The organism is Nocardia sp. NPDC051981 (genome assembly GCF_040680715.1).
Classification (GTDB): Bacteria; Actinomycetota; Actinomycetes; order Mycobacteriales; family Mycobacteriaceae; genus Nocardia.
In genome coordinates, this window is record NZ_JBFAXK010000006.1 from 37,900 (window position 1) to 54,199 (window position 16,300).

The 16,300-nt window shown below is 68.3% G+C and carries 16 protein-coding genes; 11 read left to right on the forward strand and 5 right to left on the reverse strand.

What is annotated here, in order from left to right:
* Positions 1 to 57: 57 nt before the first annotated feature.
* Positions 58 to 1,044, forward strand: a complete 987-nt coding sequence (locus AB0L60_RS13445) for a helix-turn-helix domain-containing protein (RefSeq protein WP_364612149.1) — start codon at positions 58 to 60, stop codon at positions 1,042 to 1,044.
* Between the two features lie 4 nt (positions 1,045 to 1,048).
* Here the strand turns inward: AB0L60_RS13445 and AB0L60_RS13450 are convergent, their stop codons facing one another.
* Positions 1,049 to 1,744 (reverse strand): GntR family transcriptional regulator, encoded by a 696-nt coding sequence (locus tag AB0L60_RS13450; protein WP_364612152.1) that lies wholly within the window; start codon positions 1,742 to 1,744, stop codon positions 1,049 to 1,051.
* Positions 1,745 to 1,893: 149 nt separating this feature from the next.
* Here AB0L60_RS13450 and AB0L60_RS13455 point away from each other — a divergent pair, with 149 nt between their 5' ends.
* The 4 genes from AB0L60_RS13455 to AB0L60_RS13470 are packed head-to-tail and all read left to right on the forward strand — an operon-like array spanning position 1,894 to position 5,712.
* Positions 1,894 to 3,042: an acetamidase/formamidase family protein gene (locus tag AB0L60_RS13455; RefSeq protein ID WP_364612155.1), complete on the forward strand. Its 1,149-nt coding sequence runs from the start codon at positions 1,894 to 1,896 to the stop codon at positions 3,040 to 3,042.
* Positions 3,042 to 4,238: an amidase family protein gene (locus AB0L60_RS13460; protein ID WP_364612158.1), complete on the forward strand. Its 1,197-nt coding sequence runs from the start codon at positions 3,042 to 3,044 to the stop codon at positions 4,236 to 4,238. The genes AB0L60_RS13455 and AB0L60_RS13460 overlap by 1 nt, the downstream gene beginning before the upstream one ends.
* A 23-nt stretch (positions 4,239 to 4,261) precedes the next feature.
* Positions 4,262 to 4,444, forward strand: a complete 183-nt coding sequence (locus AB0L60_RS13465) for a hypothetical protein (protein ID WP_364612161.1) — start codon at positions 4,262 to 4,264, stop codon at positions 4,442 to 4,444.
* Positions 4,429 to 5,712, forward strand: a complete 1,284-nt coding sequence (locus AB0L60_RS13470) for a DUF222 domain-containing protein (protein ID WP_364612164.1) — start codon at positions 4,429 to 4,431, stop codon at positions 5,710 to 5,712. Before AB0L60_RS13465 ends, AB0L60_RS13470 begins: the two co-directional genes overlap by 16 nt.
* Before the next feature lie 838 nt (positions 5,713 to 6,550).
* Here AB0L60_RS13470 and AB0L60_RS13475 read toward each other — a convergent pair.
* Entirely contained in the window at positions 6,551 to 7,846 is a 1,296-nt protein-coding gene (locus tag AB0L60_RS13475) for an amidohydrolase family protein (RefSeq protein WP_364612167.1), read from the reverse strand.
* Positions 7,847 to 7,927: 81 nt separating this feature from the next.
* On the reverse strand, positions 7,928 to 8,638 hold the full coding sequence (locus AB0L60_RS13480) for a GntR family transcriptional regulator (protein ID WP_364612170.1): 711 nt from the start codon (positions 8,636 to 8,638) through the stop codon (positions 7,928 to 7,930).
* Between the two features lie 225 nt (positions 8,639 to 8,863).
* Here AB0L60_RS13480 and AB0L60_RS13485 point away from each other — a divergent pair, with 225 nt between their 5' ends.
* The 6 genes from AB0L60_RS13485 to AB0L60_RS13510 all read left to right on the forward strand — a co-directional run bounded on the left by AB0L60_RS13485 (position 8,864) and on the right by AB0L60_RS13510 (position 15,866).
* Complete coding sequence (locus tag AB0L60_RS13485) at positions 8,864 to 10,063, forward strand: amidohydrolase (RefSeq protein ID WP_364612173.1); 1,200 nt, start codon at positions 8,864 to 8,866, stop codon at positions 10,061 to 10,063.
* A gap of 69 nt (positions 10,064 to 10,132) precedes the next feature.
* Positions 10,133 to 10,978 (forward strand): ABC transporter ATP-binding protein, encoded by an 846-nt coding sequence (locus AB0L60_RS13490; RefSeq protein WP_364612176.1) that lies wholly within the window; start codon positions 10,133 to 10,135, stop codon positions 10,976 to 10,978.
* The gene (locus AB0L60_RS13495) at positions 10,975 to 11,874 is read left to right on the forward strand and encodes an ABC transporter permease (protein WP_364612179.1); all 900 of its coding nucleotides are present in this window, start codon (positions 10,975 to 10,977) and stop codon (positions 11,872 to 11,874) included. Before AB0L60_RS13490 ends, AB0L60_RS13495 begins: the two co-directional genes overlap by 4 nt.
* A 46-nt stretch (positions 11,875 to 11,920) precedes the next feature.
* Positions 11,921 to 13,054 carry an ABC transporter substrate-binding protein gene (locus tag AB0L60_RS13500; protein ID WP_364612182.1) on the forward strand — a complete coding sequence of 378 codons (1,134 nt, stop codon included), beginning with the start codon at positions 11,921 to 11,923 and terminating at the stop codon, positions 13,052 to 13,054.
* Between the two features lie 13 nt (positions 13,055 to 13,067).
* Positions 13,068 to 14,348, forward strand: a complete 1,281-nt coding sequence (locus AB0L60_RS13505) for a cytosine permease (RefSeq protein WP_364612185.1) — start codon at positions 13,068 to 13,070, stop codon at positions 14,346 to 14,348.
* Between the two features lie 9 nt (positions 14,349 to 14,357).
* Positions 14,358 to 15,866, forward strand: coding sequence for an amidase family protein (locus AB0L60_RS13510; RefSeq protein WP_364612188.1), 1,509 nt, complete (start codon positions 14,358 to 14,360; stop codon positions 15,864 to 15,866).
* On the opposite strand, the gene AB0L60_RS13515 is transcribed toward AB0L60_RS13510, so the two are convergent.
* On the reverse strand, positions 15,826 to 15,984 hold the full coding sequence (locus AB0L60_RS13515) for a hypothetical protein (RefSeq protein ID WP_364612191.1): 159 nt from the start codon (positions 15,982 to 15,984) through the stop codon (positions 15,826 to 15,828). The two genes, AB0L60_RS13510 and AB0L60_RS13515, sit on opposite strands and share 41 nt — an antisense overlap.
* Positions 15,981 to 16,232 (reverse strand): hypothetical protein, encoded by a 252-nt coding sequence (locus AB0L60_RS13520; protein WP_364612194.1) that lies wholly within the window; start codon positions 16,230 to 16,232, stop codon positions 15,981 to 15,983. Before AB0L60_RS13520 ends, AB0L60_RS13515 begins: the two co-directional genes overlap by 4 nt.
* Between the last annotated feature and the right edge of the window lie 68 nt (positions 16,233 to 16,300).

The window sequence follows — 16,300 nt, forward strand, 5'->3', positions numbered from 1 at the left end:
CCGCCGGGGGAGCAGGGAGGAAATGGCACGATTGCCAATATTCGATAGGATCGTGCCATGCAGTCGGACAAGGTTCAGCCGCACCAGGTCGTCGTCCTGGCGCTCGACGGGGTCTACCCGTTCGAGCTCGGCATCCCGAACCGGGTGTTCGGCACGGCGGACGGACTGTACGAGGTGATCACCTGCTCGCTGGACGGGCGGCCGGTGCGCAGCAGCTCCGACTTCGACATCGCGGTCGCGCACGACGCGAGCCTGCTGGAAACCGCCGACACCGTGGTGATTCCGCCGTGCGACGTCGTGCCGATCCTGGAAAACGGCCTGCCGCAGTCGGTTTCGGATGCGCTGGTCTCCATCCGTCCTGGCGTACGGCTGGTCTCCATCTGCACCGGCGCGATCGTGGTCGCCGCCGCGGGCCTGCTCGACGATCGGCCCGCGACCACCCACTGGAACTTCGCCGACCGGTTCCGGCGGACCTTCCCGAGGGTCCGCGTCGACCCGAACGTCCTCTACGTCGACGACGGCGACATCCTCACCTCCGCCGGCGCCACCGCCGGAGTCGACCTGTGCCTGCACCTGATTCGCGCCGACCACGGCAGCGAGGTCGCCAATATGGTGGCCCGCCGCTGTGTCGTCCCGCCCTGGCGCGAAGGCGGCCAGGCCCAGTTCATCGAGCAGCCGGTGCCCCCACCGACCGCCGCGGGCACGGCCACCGCTCGTCAGTGGGCGCTCGAGAATCTGGACCGGCCGCTGACCATGGCCGACCTCGCGGATCGAGCGCGCATGAGCGGCCGCACCTTCGCCCGCCGGTTCCGCGACGAGGTCGGGATGAGCCCGGGGCGGTGGCTGATTCAGCAGCGGGTGTTCCGCGCCCGCGAATTGCTGGAGACCACAGAGCTTTCCGTGGATCGGATCGCCGGGGAGGTCGGCTTCGCCACCGGAGCCTCCCTGCGCCAGCACCTGCACGAGGCGATCGGTGTGTCGCCGCTGGCCTATCGGCGCACCTTCCGGACCGAGGTGGCGGCGGTCGGCGCGATGCGCGCCTGAGCGCTCAGCGCGGTGCGATGCTGAGTTCGCGTACCTCCCGCAGGTGCCGTTCCATGGCGGCGGCCGCGGCCGCGCTGTCATGGGCCGCCACGGCCGCGTAGATCCGGTGATGGCCCTCGAGCGACAGGCGGCGGGCGTGACGTGAGCGGTGGGAGAGCGTGCGGGTGCTCCTGGTCCACTCGGTGGTCATGGTGCACAGCGTCACCAGGAGCGGATTCTGCGCCGCGTGCGCCAGCAGCGTGTGGAATTCGATGTCGAGCCGGAGGGATTCGGCGGGGGAGAGGGTGTCGCTGGAACGGGTCAGGACGTCGTCGAGGGACAGCAGGTTCGAGTCCAGGGCACGCAGGGCGGCCAGCTCCGCGATGCGGGGTTCCACCAGATCACGCAATTCGATGGCATGACCGAGCTCGATGTCCAGCGCCCGCAGGCCCTCCGTCAGCGCGTCCGCGTGCCGCGGGGTTTCGGTGACGGTGCTGCCGCGGCCCTGACGGCGTTCGATGAGCTGCTTGGACTCCAGCTCGAACATGGCCTGGCGCAAGGATGATCGCGACACGTTCATATTCGCGGCCAGCTCGCGTTCCGACGGCAGCCGATCCCCGGCCCGCAGCTCGCCATTGGTGATCAGCGCCTCCAGATGCGCGGCGACCTCCGCGCTGACGCTGCGCGCACGCCGGCGCAGCGGGGGAATCGATGCTGTCATCGCCCGAGTTTAAAGCCGTTCCCGGCCAAGCTATTTCGGTCAGGTAAAACGCCAGTTACGTTCGGTTTCGAGCCCCGTCACCGCCCGTTCGCCCGGCTTATGGTCGGCACATCGGATGGTCCGACCAATTCGGTCGGGTAGGAGAGGTAGTGAGCGTGACGTCGATCGTGCGGGAGTTCATCCCGGCGTTTCCGGTGCTGCAACCGGGTGAGGGGATCGGCTCGGAGACCGGTTATCTGCCGGTCGATCCGTCGGCGGTGCTGTGGGGGCGACTGCCGTGTGCGCGGGACCGGCCGATCGCGGCCGTCGAGCCGGGACGCAGCATCGTGGTCGACACCGTCAGCCACGAAGGGATTCTCGACGACCAGGGCTCGGATCCCGTCGGGTATTTCGCGCGGAACGGTGTCGAACGCGACCAGGTGCTGGCCGACGCCGTCGAGGTCGCCGCGACCAGGAACCGTGACTCCCTCGCCGGGCCACACATCGTCACCGGGCCGATCGCGGTGACCGGGGCGCAGCCGGGCGATCTGCTCGCCATCCGCATCGACGAACTGACCATGCGCGCACCCTACGGCGTCATCTCCACGCGGCACGCGCGCGGTGTCCTGGCCCATCGGCGCGGATTCGACGGGAACTACGGGCAGTTCTGTGCGGTGGAATCCCGGGACGGGAGGTGGTTCGGCACCATGCCCATGCATCCGGATCGGCCGCAGCGGGCGAGTTTTCCGCTGCATCCGTTCCTGGGGATCATGGGGGTCGCGACCGACACCGAGAGCCGGGTGTCGTCGGTGCCGCCGGGGCTGCACGGCGGCAATATCGACATCCGCCGCCTGACGGCCGGCGCGACACTGTTTCTGCCGGTTCAGGTTCCGGACGCGCTGTTCTATATCGGTGACCCGCACTTCGCCCAGGGCAACGGCGAAGTGGCGCTCACCGCGCTGGAAGCGCCACTGCGGGCGCGGTTGACGGTCGACGTGATTCCGGGCGCACAGGTCGCGGCCGGACTGGGCCGGACGATCGGGCCGTTCGCCGCCGCACACGGGCTGGTCATTCCGACCGGGTTGGACGAGGACCTGAACCGGGCGCTCGAGGTCTGCGTCCGCAATGCGGTGGAACTGGTGGTCTCGCTGTTCGACGCCCACCCGCAGCAGGCCTACCTGTATCTCAGCGCCGCAACGGATTTCACCATCTCACAGGCAGTGGACCAGGTGCGCGGGGTGCACGGCGAGGTACGGGTGGCCGACTTCGCCCACCACGCCGCGACCGAGCTGGCCCGGCGCGTCCTCGAGCGGGCCTGATGACGATCGTGAAGCAGATCCCGGATCGGGCAACGGATTTCGATCGGCGGGTATGGCGTGAACTGGGTGCACCGCTGGTCCATGCCACCGGCGACGGCGTTCTCAGCGGGCACACCGTGGCAGTGAAGGATCTCTACTCCGTCGCCGGGTTTCCGCTCGGCGGAGGAGTTCCGGACTATCTCGGCGCGCCCGCGCCGACCCACGCGCCCGTGGTGGCCCGCCTGCTCGCGGCCGGTGCCGACATCACCGGCATCGCGCAGACCGACGAATTCGCCTACAGCATCACCGGCGGCAACGGACGCTATGGAATGCCGGTGAATCCCGCTGCTCCGCAGCGAGTTCCGGGCGGATCGTCGAGCGGCTCCGCGGTCGCCGTGGCGAGCGGCGCGGTGACCATCGGGCTCGGCACGGATACGGCCGGGTCGATCCGGGTTCCGGCCGCCTATCAGCGATTGTGGGGAATCCGTACTTCGCACGGCGCGATACCCACGACGGGAGTGCTGCCGCTCGCTGGATCATTCGACACGGTCGGCTGGATGACGCGTGACGTGCTCACCTTGGCGGCGGTGGCGGAATGCCTGCTGCCCGAACAGGAATCGGGCGACGCACAGTTGATCGTGGATCCGAGGTTGTGCGCTGTCGCCGATGACGAGCCGGCGGCCGCGAGTCTCGCCGCCGCGAAGCGGATGGGTGCCGTCGAGACAGATCTGAACGCCGACACCACATCGTGGTTCACGGCGTTCCGGACCGTCCAGGCCTTCGAAGCCTGGACCAACCATGGAGCCTGGATCCAGGCGCATCCCGGGGCACTCGAATCCGAAGTGGCGCAGCGCTTCCGGTTCGCATCGACGATCACCCCCTCGCAAGCGATAGAGGCCGCCGAAGTGCTACGTACCGCCGCCGAACATCTCCGCGCCGCACTGCGCGACCGAATTCTGGTATTGCCCACCACCGCCACACCGCCGCCGCCCCGGACGGCCGCCGCCGAAGTATTGGAATCGGGCCGGAAGCGCACCCTGCGTTTGACATGTTTGGCCGCTATCGCAGGCGCACCTGCCGTCGCCTTTCCACTGGTGGATATCGATGGAATTCCAAATGGTCTGTGTTTGATTGGGGCGCCCGGTATGGATCGAACCCTCATTCGATATTCAATCGAAAGGATAAGGGATACTGGACAATTCGGGTTCTCTCAATGATCGCACGGCGGTAGAATTAGCACATGGATTCGAAAGGGGAAACACTCGACACGTGCGGCATCGCCGACCTGGCGACCGCCGTTCAATCTCTGACGAATTCCGTCTTGCACGGAAACCTGAACCCGTTTTCCGATGGTGATGTTGTCAAATTGATGCAGCGGCTCGAAGCCTGCAACGTCAACTGTCGGCGTTGGATTCACGTTTGATCGTCGAAGCCTGCAATCGTTCGCTGCCCGAAGGCAGCGGGGCGAAGGGCGTAGTGCCGTTCCTGCGGCAGACGTTGGGCCTGTCGCGGTACGACGCGTCGGTGCGGGTGAAGATCACCCGTCAGTGCGGGGAGTTCTTCGAGCCCACCGGTCATCTGCGTCCGGCCGCGTTGGAGAAGACCGCCGAAGCCTATGAGGCAGGCGATATCTCGCGTGATCATGTTCGCAACATCATCGACGTGATGACCCACCTGCCTGCCGACATCCCCGCCGAGACGCGCGCGGAGGCCGAGAACATCCTGGTCGGCCACTCCCGCACTGGTTGGCCCGATGACCTGCCCAAGATCGGGCGCGACATCCTCGCCCGCATCGACCCCGACGGCAAGGTCGTCACCGACACCGACCGCCGTCGCCGCCGCGGCCTGATCCTGGGCCGCCCCGGCGTCGATGGCATGTCGTGGATCGAAGGCTGGATCACCCCCGAACTGCGGGCCCTGCTCGATGCCGTCTTCGCGAAGCTGGCGCGTCCGGGCATGTGCAACCTCGACGACACCGACAGCGTTTCCGCCACGGCCAAGGTCGTCGATTCGACGGTCCTCGAGGCTGCTGCGCGTCGTGACCGTCGTGATGCCGGTCAGCGCACCCACGACGCGTTGTTCGCGTTGCTGCAGCCCGGTGTCGACCCGGCCAGGCTGGGTTCGCATCGTGGTTTGCCGGTGCAGGCCATCCTGACCATGAACCTGGCCGATCTCGAGCGTGGGGCCGGGGTCGCGACCACCGCTTCCGGCGGGCATGTCTCGATCGACGAGGCGTTGAAGTTGGCCGAGGGTACCCGTCCGGTGCTGGCGGTCCTCGACGCCGACGGGTTGCCGCTGTATCTGGGTCGCTGCGATCGCCTGGCGAGCCCGGCGCAGCGGTTGGCGTTGATCGCTCGCGACAAGGGTTGCACCCGCCCGGGATGCGAGGCGCCCGCGAGCATGTGCGCGGTGCACCATGTCACCGACTGGGCCAAGGGCGGGCCCACGGATCTGACCAATCTGACCTTGGTGTGCGATCGCTGCCATGCGCTGGTGAACGACAGTGCCGGGGGTTGGAAAACCGTTGTCATGGGCAAGGATTCCCCGTATCGGGGGCGTACCGGGTGGATTGCCCCGAAACGTCTCGACCCGACGGGCATGGCGCGGGTGAACGATCGACATCACGTGGGGGAGTGGGTTGCCGCTGCGATCGATTCGAGTTGCCGGAGGTGGGGTGCACGGGCGGCGTGATTCCCGGCTGCTCGTGTGCTGCTGGTGTGCGCAGGGACCGGGGAGTGTGGTCACCTCGCCTGCCCTGCCGGACTTGGGCTGCCGCCGGGTCGGGAGACGCCACCCGCCGATCCCGGCCCAGGGACTGCACGCATCACCTTTTACAGACAAACCCACCGCTACCTCACCGATGATCCCTGAACCCACAAAGCCCACAGTGATATTCGCGCCACCGCGATTGCCGCGGCCATCTGGCTCGGCGGTTCTCGCCGATGACGAACGCCCACACCGGCATTCCTGCCACTGCCACTCCGACCGCTGCGGCCACCGCCGCCCAGATCGTCAGCGCCGCCGCGATTGCCGCCTCGGCCACTACTGTTATCGCTGCCCGACCCGCGAGCGCATTCGGCACCTGGCGCGGCCACCACTGCGACAGCCGCCGCCATCTCCACCGCTTCGCAGGCGACCGCCGCCGGGGGATCGCGATCGAATCGACAGACCACATCTTCACGGCCCAAGGTCTCGGAGTCCTGCCAACTGGTCAGCACTCGCACCCAACGCTGAAGCCCATCAAGCCGGTGACCCAATCCCCGGCAGCACGGACCCATCGCCAACCCGCCGACCCCAGTCCTCACCACAGTGCCTCCTGCCGGGAGGTCGATCCACGGCGTCACTACTGATCGGCAATGTCCCTCCAAGGGGCGCAAGCGATCATGTGGCGACCCCAACCCCGTGATCTGAGGGAATACCTCCTGCAGTAACCCCACATGCGGCTTCAGAGGTGAGGGGGCTGGGAGGTGAAGTTGCGGACGTGAGCCCGGCACCCCCCCTTCTCCAGGCGTCTTTGTCTTTTGGTCTTTTAGTTTTTGTAGCTTGGGTTTTCGTCATTTCGGACTACCTCGTGCACGCGGGTGGTGCGGGCGGTCAGGCGTCCGGACTTGAAGACATAGTTTCGATCGGGGCGGTCGAGTAGGGCACCTTCGACTCTCCGCGTGGACAGCACCACCAGATCGGCTGCCGCGCCGACGCGTAGCCCGTACCGCTCCGAGATGCCAATGGTGCGGGCCGCCTCGGTGGTCGCCATTGCCAGCACCCGGGTCAAGTCCTCGGGGCCGGAGAGATGCGCGGTTTGGGCCAGGAAGAGGCCGATATCGAGCATGTCGGCGTTGCCGTATGGGGTGAAGGCGTTGCGGATGTTGTTGGATGAGTAGGCCGTTGTGATTCCTGCCTGCCAGAGTTCGCGGATCGGGGCGATGCCGCGGCGCACGTTGGTGACGTCCGATCGGCCACCGAGATGCATGTCGGTGGCCGGCAAAGGGACGACGGAGATTCCGCTCGCCGCCAATTGCTCCAGGGTACGGGCGCGGTCGGCGCGGGGACGACCGGCCAGGGATGTCATGTGACCGAGGGCGACCTGGCCGTGCCGGCCGTTGCGCTCGGTGACCTCGGCGATGTAGTCGGCCATGGCATAGCGGGGGTCGGTGGCGTCGTCGCCGAAGTCGGCGTGGATGTCGAGCGGGACATCGAATTCGGCGGCCAGGTCGAAGATGAGGTCGATGTGGCGGCGGCAGTCTTCGACGGTGCGTTCGTTGTAGGCGCAGCCGCCGAGGACGTCGGCGCCCGCGTGCAGACTCTCGCGGAGGAGGTCGAGGGTGCCGGGAGCTTGGAGAATGCCCTCCTGCGGGAATGCGACGATTTGAAGGTCCAGGCGGTCGCGGTACTCCTCGCGCAGATCGAGCAGCGCGGTCACCCCACGCAGGCCCACGATCGGGTCGACATCGGGGTGCGCGCGAATGGCGGTGGTGCCATTGCCGATCGCCATGTCGAGGACACGTCGGGCGCGGTCGCGGATGGCGGCGACGGTGAAGCCGCGCTTGAGTTCAGCGGTCACGCTGATGGCCCCGGCCAGGGTGCCGTCCGGATTCGACTTCTCGGCGTCGAGGAGCGCCTTGTCCAGGTGCACATGGGATTCGATCAGGCCCGGGATGACGACGCGTCCGGCACAGTCGATTTCCTCGGCGCCCCGGCCGGTGAGCGCGGGCTCGATCGCGGTGATGACACCGCCGTCGATCGCGATGTCGACCAGCTCCGCGTCGTCGGCGATACGCGCGGCGCGCAACATCAGATCCACGGTGTACGGCAACGGATCCGCCATGGTGACCTCCCCGGACGAAGTGACTCCATTTTGTATACGAGAGCCGTGTTTCGTTCCGGGGTGGCAATTGCTGCGCCGATGTTACGAAGTGGGCGACCTCGAAGCACGCTGTCGCGCAGTGTTTTCGGTGCGCGGCAACGCGGTGTCCTCGGTGTGTTTCCGGAATCGGTAGGCGTTCGCGGCGTGCGCGATGTGGGCGCTCACCACATCGGCCGCGCGGTCGGGGTCACCGGCCTCCAGTGCGGCGCAGATCTCTTCGTGCTCGCTCCACGAATCACTGGCGCGGCGTGGCAGTTCGACCGAGTACACCCAGGCGATCTTCCAGCTCAGCTGCATGATCAGCTGCGCGAGCAGGGTACTGCCCGACGCTTCGGCGAGCACCTCGTGGAAGCGGCTGTTGAGCCGGGCCAACTCGTCCAGGCGGCCCGCCCGCACCGCGTCCAGGCCCAGCGCGGTGAGTTCCTTGAGGCGGCCGAGTTGTTCGGGCGTGCGCCGCACCGCCGCCCGTGATGCGCAGAGCGGTTCCAGGCGGGCCCGGATCTCCAGCAGGTCGGCGGCCTCATCCTCGGTGAGTTCCGCCACGAACACCCCGGCGTAGGGCCGTGACGAGGCGAAACCCTCGGCTTCCAGGGTGCGGAGCGCTTCCCGGACGGGCACGCGGGAGACGCCGTAGCTCTCGGCGAGCGCCTCCTCGGTGAGTCGTTGGCCGGGGGCGTACGCGCCGCGAATGATGTCGTCACGGATGGCGCGGCACAGCTGCTGCGGTGTCATGCGCCCGGCGGTGCTGGTCACTACGGCCTCATCTGACGATCGGTGGAATGGGGATTTGCATACGATCCATCGTGGCCTCGCCCGACAGGATCCCGCAAATCTACTACACCTGTCGGATATCGCGGGTCCAGCTGTGTCGCAAGGGTTTCGGGTCGCTGAGCAGGCGGTATTTGTATACGATGCGGCCATTCCGTCCGGAAGGATTCCCGAATTGCCGTTCTCTCTTCGACACAGGTGGTGCACTCCATGAACGATCTCCTGCTGCGCGGCGGCCGCCCCTGGACTCCCGGAGTCCCGCTCGCCGGCGCCGACATTCTGGTCCGGGACGGCCGGATCACGGCGATCGCGCCCGATCTGAGCGCCGAGGGCGTCGACACCGTGGATCTGGCCGGGGCGCTGGTGCTTCCGGGCCTGGTCGAGTCGCACTGTCACCTCGACAAGACCATGTTCGGCGGTCCCTGGGTGCCCAATACCGGCGGGCCGACCCTGGCCGGGCGCATCGCCAACGGCGAGGGCCGCCGCGACGAGCTCGGGCTGCCCAGCGCCGACTACGCGTCGAACCTGCTGGGGGCCATGGTGTCCGGCGGGACCGCGCACGTCCGCAGTCATATCGACATCGACCCGGAGGTGGGGCTGCAGGGCGTGGAGGCGGTCCGGGCGGCCGCGGCGCGGCACGCGGACCGGGTCGACGTGCAATTGGTCGCCTTCCCGCAGGGCGGTCTGCTGACCCGGCCGGGCACCGGCAAGCTGCTGGAGGCCGCGCTGGCCGAGGGCGTCGAGGTGATCGGCGGTCTGGATCCGGCCGGCTACGACGGGAATCCGACCGGCCAGCTCGATCTGATCTTCGGTCTCGCCGAGAAGTATGGCGCGCGCATCGATATCCACCTGCACGACCGGGGCGCGCTGGGCGCCTGGCAGTTCGACCTGATCGCGGCCCGGACCAGGTCCACGGGGCTGGCGGGACGGGTCACCATCAGCCACGCCTACGCGATGGGTGAGCTCGCCCCGGGTGAGCAACGCCGGATTGCCGAAAACCTCGCCGACGCCGGGGTTTCCATGATCACCTGCGCGGTGGGTGACGCGCCGGTGGTGCCGGTGCGGGTGATGCACGAGGCAGGAGCCGGGCTGGCGCTGGGCAATGACGGCGTCCGGGACCTGTGGACGCCCTACGGCGACGGCGACATGCTGCGCCGGATCATGCAGGTGGCCTTCCGGGATCGGCTGGTGTCCGATGCCGATATCGAACTCGCGCTGGCGGCCGGAACCTATGGCGGCGCCGCGGTTCTCGGGATCGAGGATTACGGGTTGCGGGTGGGTGCGCCCGCCGACCTGTTCACCGTCGACGCCGAAACACCCGCTGCGGCCGTGGTTTCCGTTCCGACCCGAAAGCTGGTGGTCAAGCGCGGCCGGGTGGTCGCGCGGGACGGCCGGCTCAGCGTGGGCTGATCGTATACGAAACAAAGGTGTAATCGCGTGGACCGCGTCCGGCAATGATCCGCCGATAGAACTGTGGACATGCGCACCACCGCCTCAACCATCGTCAAAGGCCAAGGCCCGGACGGGAATACGGAGGCCGCCGAGGGCGGCAATGTATACACCGATCCGGCCTTGGCCTTTCAGCATGTCGGCCTGACCTTCGAGAACGGCACGCACGCGCTCGACGGCATCGATATCGCCATTCGGCCGGGAGAGTTCGTCTCCCTGGTCGGCCCGTCCGGCTGTGGCAAGTCCACCCTGCTGCGCCTCGCCGCCGGATTCGAGCACCCCACCGCCGGAACGGTTTCCGTCGCCACCGGCAAACTCGGCTACGTCTTCCAGGAGGCGACGCTGCTGCCGTGGCGGTCGGTGCTGCGCAATGTCGAGCTGCCCGCGGAGCTCGCCGGCGTGGACAAGGCCATCCGGCGAGCGGCCGCGCGCGAGGCGCTGGAGCTGGTCGGGCTGACCGGCTTCGAGAACCACAAGCCCGCACAGCTTTCCGGCGGCATGCGTATGCGGGCGTCGATCGCGCGGGCCCTGACGGGGGCGCCCGAACTGTTCCTGTTCGACGAGCCGTTCGGGGCGCTCGACGAGATCACCCGGCAGCGCCTCAACGAGGAGGTGAGCGGGCTGTACCGGCGATCGGGCTTCACCGGGGTGTTCGTGACGCACTCGGTGGCCGAGGCGGTGTTCATGTCGACCCGGGTCGTCGTGCTGACCGGGCGGCCGGGTCGCGTGGCGGCGGACATCCCGGTGCCGCTGGACTTCCCGCGATCACCGGAGTCGCGGTACACGCCCGAGTTCGGCGCCGTCGCGGCAGAGGTGTCGGCGGCGTTGCACGACGCGGAGCGGGGAGCCACGCGAATCAGGGGAAGGGCCGCATGACCGCCGCGACCGCTGACAGCGGAATCGTCGTGCCCGCGACGGCCGTGCCGCCCGAGACGACCGAGGCGACGGCGCGGCCGCCGCGCAAGCCCCGGAAACTCCGCTGGCCCTTCGCCGTCACCCCGGTGCGCGTGCTCGCGCCCGCGCTGGTGTTCGCACTGGTCATGGCCGCCTGGACGATCGCGAGCCACCTCCTGATCCCGCAGGAATCCCGATTCCTGTTGCCGCCACCGGAATCGGTGGTGTCCAAGGGCCTGCTCAATGCCGCCACCCGCGCCGAGATTCTCACCGCCCTCGCCTCGACCGTGCAGATCGCGCTGGTCGGTCTGGTGATCGCCATCGTGCTCGGGGTCGCGTTCGCGGTGATCATGAGTCAGGCCCGCTGGGCCGAGTATTCGCTCTACCCGTATGCCGTGATCCTGCAGACGATTCCGGTGCTGGCCGTGGTGCCGCTGTTCGGCTTCTGGTTCGGCTACGAATTCGGCAGCCGGGTCATCGTGTGCGTGATGGTGTCGCTGTTCCCGGTCATCACCAATACCCTGTTCGGCTTGAAGTCGGTGCGGGTGTCCGAGCACGACCTGTTCACGCTGCACGGCGCCAACCGATGGCAGCGGCTGCTGAAACTCCAACTCCCGGCGGCGCTGCCCGCCATGATCTCGGGATTCAAGATCTCGGCGGGCATGGCCGTGATCGGCTCGATCGTCGCCGACTTCTTCTTCCGCCAGGGCAATCCGGGCATCGGCCGGATGATCGACGTCTACCGGCAGCGGCTGGCCACCGAGGAACTGCTGACCGCGCTGCTGCTGTCCTCTCTGGTGGGCCTGGTCCTCTTCTGGATCTTCGATTTCCTGGCCGGGCGTGTGGACCGCGCCCACGGCAAGCGCGCCGGCGAATAGCCGAACAAATTCTCCCGCAATCGGTTTCAACCCTCTAGGAATGCTCGTGAAGAAACGTGTCCTCGCCGCTGCCGCGATCACCGGCAGCGTTCTGCTCACCGCCGCCTGCGGTGGCGGCGCCTCCACCCCGAAACCCTCCGGGCAGGGCGTGCTGGCCGGAGTCTGTCCGTCCACCATCGTGATCCAGACGGACTGGTACGCCACGCCCGAACGCGCGGCCGCCTATCAGCTGGTCGGCCCGAACGGCACCGTCGACCCCAAGAAGGGCGCGTACACCGGCCCGCTGGGCGACACCGGCGTGAATGTCGAAGTGCGGCTGGGCGGTCCGTTCCTCGGCGGCCAACCGGTACCCGCGCAGATGTACCAGGACAACTCCATCACCCTGGGACTGGTCCCGACCGACGAGCAGGTGCGAGCCAACGCGAAATTCCCGCTGACCGGTGTCTTCGCCTCACTCGCGAAGAACCCGCAGATCATCATGTGGGATCCCGCCACCTACACCGTCAACTCGTGGAAGGGCGTGGCCGCGACCAACGCCCCGATCCTGTACTCCGAGGGCAAGATCTACATGGACTACCTGATCGCCAACGGCTACGTGAAGAAGGAACAGGCCGACGCCTCCTACGACGGCACCCCCAGCCGCTTCGTCGCCGAGCACGGCCGGGTCATGCAGCAGGCCTACGTCTCCAACGAGCCGTACCGCTGGGAGCACGACGTCAAGGGCTGGCAGAAGCCCACCGGTCACCTGCTGGTCGCCGACGCCGGATACGAGAGCTACCCGCACGCCTGGTCGGTCCGCAGCGGCGAACTCGACAAACTGCGCCCCTGCCTGCAGAAGCTCGTCCCCATGCTGCAGCAGGCCCAGATCGACTACGTCACCAACCCCGACCCCACCAATCAGGCCCTGCTCCGCATCGCACAGACGATCCCGGACGGCCCGCCCATCTCCGCCGCCGGCAATACCGACTCCGTCCGGGTCCAGCTGGAGAACAAGATCGTCGCCAACGGCCCCGGCAACACTCTCGGCAATTTCGACACCGACCGCGTCACCCGCGCCATCGCCCAGGTCACTCCGCTGCTGCGCGCCAAGGGCCAGCAGGTCCCCGACAACCTCACCGCCGCGGACCTGGTCACCAACGAATTCATCGACCCCGCAAAGGGTCTCGAGCAGCACGGATAGGCGGGGCCGAACCATGTCGAGTCACGAATACGAGCAGGAACCGGTCCCCGTCACCGAACGCCGGAGCCTGCTCTCGGTGGCGGCGGTCTGGGCCGGATTTCCGATGTGCCTGGGCAACGCGGTCTTCGGCGGCTTGATCGTCTACAGCCAGGGCATGGGCCGCGGGCTGCTGGCGATCCTGCTGGGCAATCTGCTGCTGTTCGGCTACATCGGCACGCTGAGCTGGATCGGCGGGCAGACCGGCCGCAATTTCTCGCTGCAGGCGCGACGCGCCTTCGGCGACCGCGGGCGCGCCGTGGTGGTGGGCTTCCTGGCCACCGTGGTGATCGGCTGGTTCTCCTATCAGGTCGGGCTCACCGGCACCACGCTCCAAGGCATGTACGGGTGGAATCCGTTCTGGGGCGGGGTGATCGGCGGGACGCTCTTCGTGCTGCTCACCCTCGCCGGAATCCGGGCCCTGTCGCTCATCGGCCTGATCGGCACGCCCCTGTTCCTGATCATGGCCGGCTTGGCCCTGTATTACAGTCTCGGGCACGCGCATTCGCTCTCGGGGGTGCTCGGCTACGCCGGCGGCGCCGGGCCGCTGGGATTCTGGGCGTGCGTGAGCATCGTGGTCGGCGGTTTCGCCGATTCGGGCACCATGACCGCCGACTTCACCCGCTGGGCCCGAGACGGCCGAGCGGGGGTGCTGGCTGCGGCCGCGGCCTTCCCGTTCGCCAATTCGATCGCGTTCCTCGTCGGTGGCGTGGTGGTCGCGATCGGCGGCGCGACCGATCCGGCGTCGAACGGCGGGGCCTTCCTCGGACTGCTCGCCGGGCACGGCTCTCTGATCACCGGGCTGTCGGTGCTGTTCGTGTTCGCGAACCTGGGATCGGTTGCGGCGCACTGCCTCTACAACGGGGCGGTGGGCTGGGCCGGGATCACCCCGCTACGCATGCGGCCGCTGGCGGTGACGCTGGGCCTGATCGGCACCGTGGTGGCGCTGACCGGAATCTGGGCGCACATCGTCAACTGGCTGGTACTGCTGGGCGTGGTGGTGCCGCCGATCGGCGCGGTCCTCATCGTCGATCACCTGCTGGCCCGGCGCCGGGCCGCGGCGGGTGCGCCGGTGCGGCCGGTCGCGTTCGCGGCGTGGGGGATCGGGGCGGTGGCCGCCGGGATCGCGCACTATCAGCTGCCGGGCTCGGTGGACGCGGTCGTCGGGTTCGTCACCGCGGTGGCGGTGCAGGCCGGAATCACGGCGGTACTGCCGACGGCCGCACGCGAACCCGCCGTCGCCGCCGTGAGCGGGTGAGGACGCACGGTGAATTCCGCTGAGCGAGAGGAACTCTGCTTTCTCCCCGCCACCGAACTCGTCGCCCGGGTCCGGTCACGGGAGCTGTCTCCGGTCGAGATCGTCGACGCGGTCCTCGACCGGATGGCGGAGCTCGACCCACTGCTGCACGCCTTCTGCACCCCCACGCCGGACCTGGCGCTGCGTCAGGCGCGGCGGGTGGCCGATGGACTGGCGCGCGGCATCGATCCGGGGCCGCTCGGGGGAGTGCCGCTCGGGATCAAGGACCTGCTGTCCACCAAGGGAATTCGCACAACCTCCGGGTCGTGGGCCTATCGCGATCACATCCCGGACGAGGACGACATCGTGGTCGAACGCGCCCTCGGGGCGGGAGCGATCTGCCTGGGCAAGACCAATACCTCCGAATTCGGTTACAGCGCAACAGGGCTCAATCGTCTGTTCCCGGCCACCCGCAATCCGTGGGACCTCACGATGAGCCCCGGCGGATCCAGTGCGGGGTCGGCGGCGGCGGTCGCGGCCGGGCTCGGGCCGGCGGCCCTGGGCAGCGACGGCGGATGCTCGGTCCGCGCGCCCGCGGCGCTGTGCGGGCTGGTCGGAGTGAAGCCGTCGATGGGGCGGGTGCCGGTGTATCCGGGCAGCCGCGACGCGCGGCTGCCCGGCGTATCTGGCTGGGAGAGCCTCGAACACATCGGCCCGATCACCCGGACCGTCGGTGACGCGGCGCTGCTGCTGTCGGTGCTCGCCGGTCCCGATCCGCGCGATCGGCACTCCATCCCGTGCCAGGACGCGGACTGGATCGGTGCGGCCCGGGCCGGTGCGGAGCATCCGGAGTCGGTGGCCGGGCTGCGGGTCGGATTCAGTCCCGATCTCGGGTATCTGGCGGTGGATCCCCAGGTTCGGGCGGTGGTGGAACGCGCGGTGCGGGAGGTCGTGGGCGGCCGCCTCGGATGTCGCGTCGAGCACGTGACGCCCGCGTGGGCGGACCCCGCCGCCGCCTTCTCCGCGCTGATCATCGCCGAGACCGATCTGACCGGCATGCGAGCCATGATCGACTCGCACGGCGAGCGGATATCGCCGTACGTGATCGACTGGATCCGGCAACCGTGGACCGCACAGCACTTCACCGACGCGAACATCGCGCGCAAGGCGCTGGTGAACGCCATGGCCCGGCTCATGCGCCACCACGATGTCCTCATCACTCCGACCACGGCCGTCCCGGCCTTCCCGGTGGAGCTGACCGGGCCCGAAATCATCGACGGCACAGCGGTTTCCGATTCGGCCTGGATCGGATTCAACTATCCCGCCAATCTCACCGGCCAGCCCGCCGCCAGCATTCCGGCGGGCTGGACCGACACCGGCCTCCCGGTCGGACTCCAGATCATCGGCCGCCACCTCGACGACGCCACCGTGATCCGGCTGGCCGCGGCCATCGAGCGCGTCGCCCCCTGGGCACACCGCAGGCCGCCGGTGGCACCGGTCATCTCGGCGCCACGGCCGGCTGCGTCGGTGCCGGGATGATGGTGGCGTCGGCTGCGGGGGCCGCCGGTTCCGGGGCGGCCGATTCCGGTGTGCCCCGGAAGAAATCGGCGTAGACGCGAAATGCCATGGCCAGGTAGGCGAGGGTCTTGGGAATCATGAGCAGACCCCGCGGGGGATGCGGCGAGCCCACAGGATGACGGGCAAGTAGCAGCCGAACGACGCGGCCATGGCGTCGGAGAGGAAGCGGAAGGTGCGGTCGCCGGTGCGGGTGGCTTCGCGCCGCATGAGGTAGATCTCGCCGGCGCCCACAGCCAGCAGCGGGAGATTGCGGTCCACGCGGTACCCGGCGGGCGTCTCGTCCCTGTCCCAATTGTCGAACGGCGTTGCCAGCAGGATCAATCGCACGAACGACAGCCCCAGCAGCGATTTGGTGATCGAATCGTCTGCGCATGACGATCAGTCTGTTGCGCCGG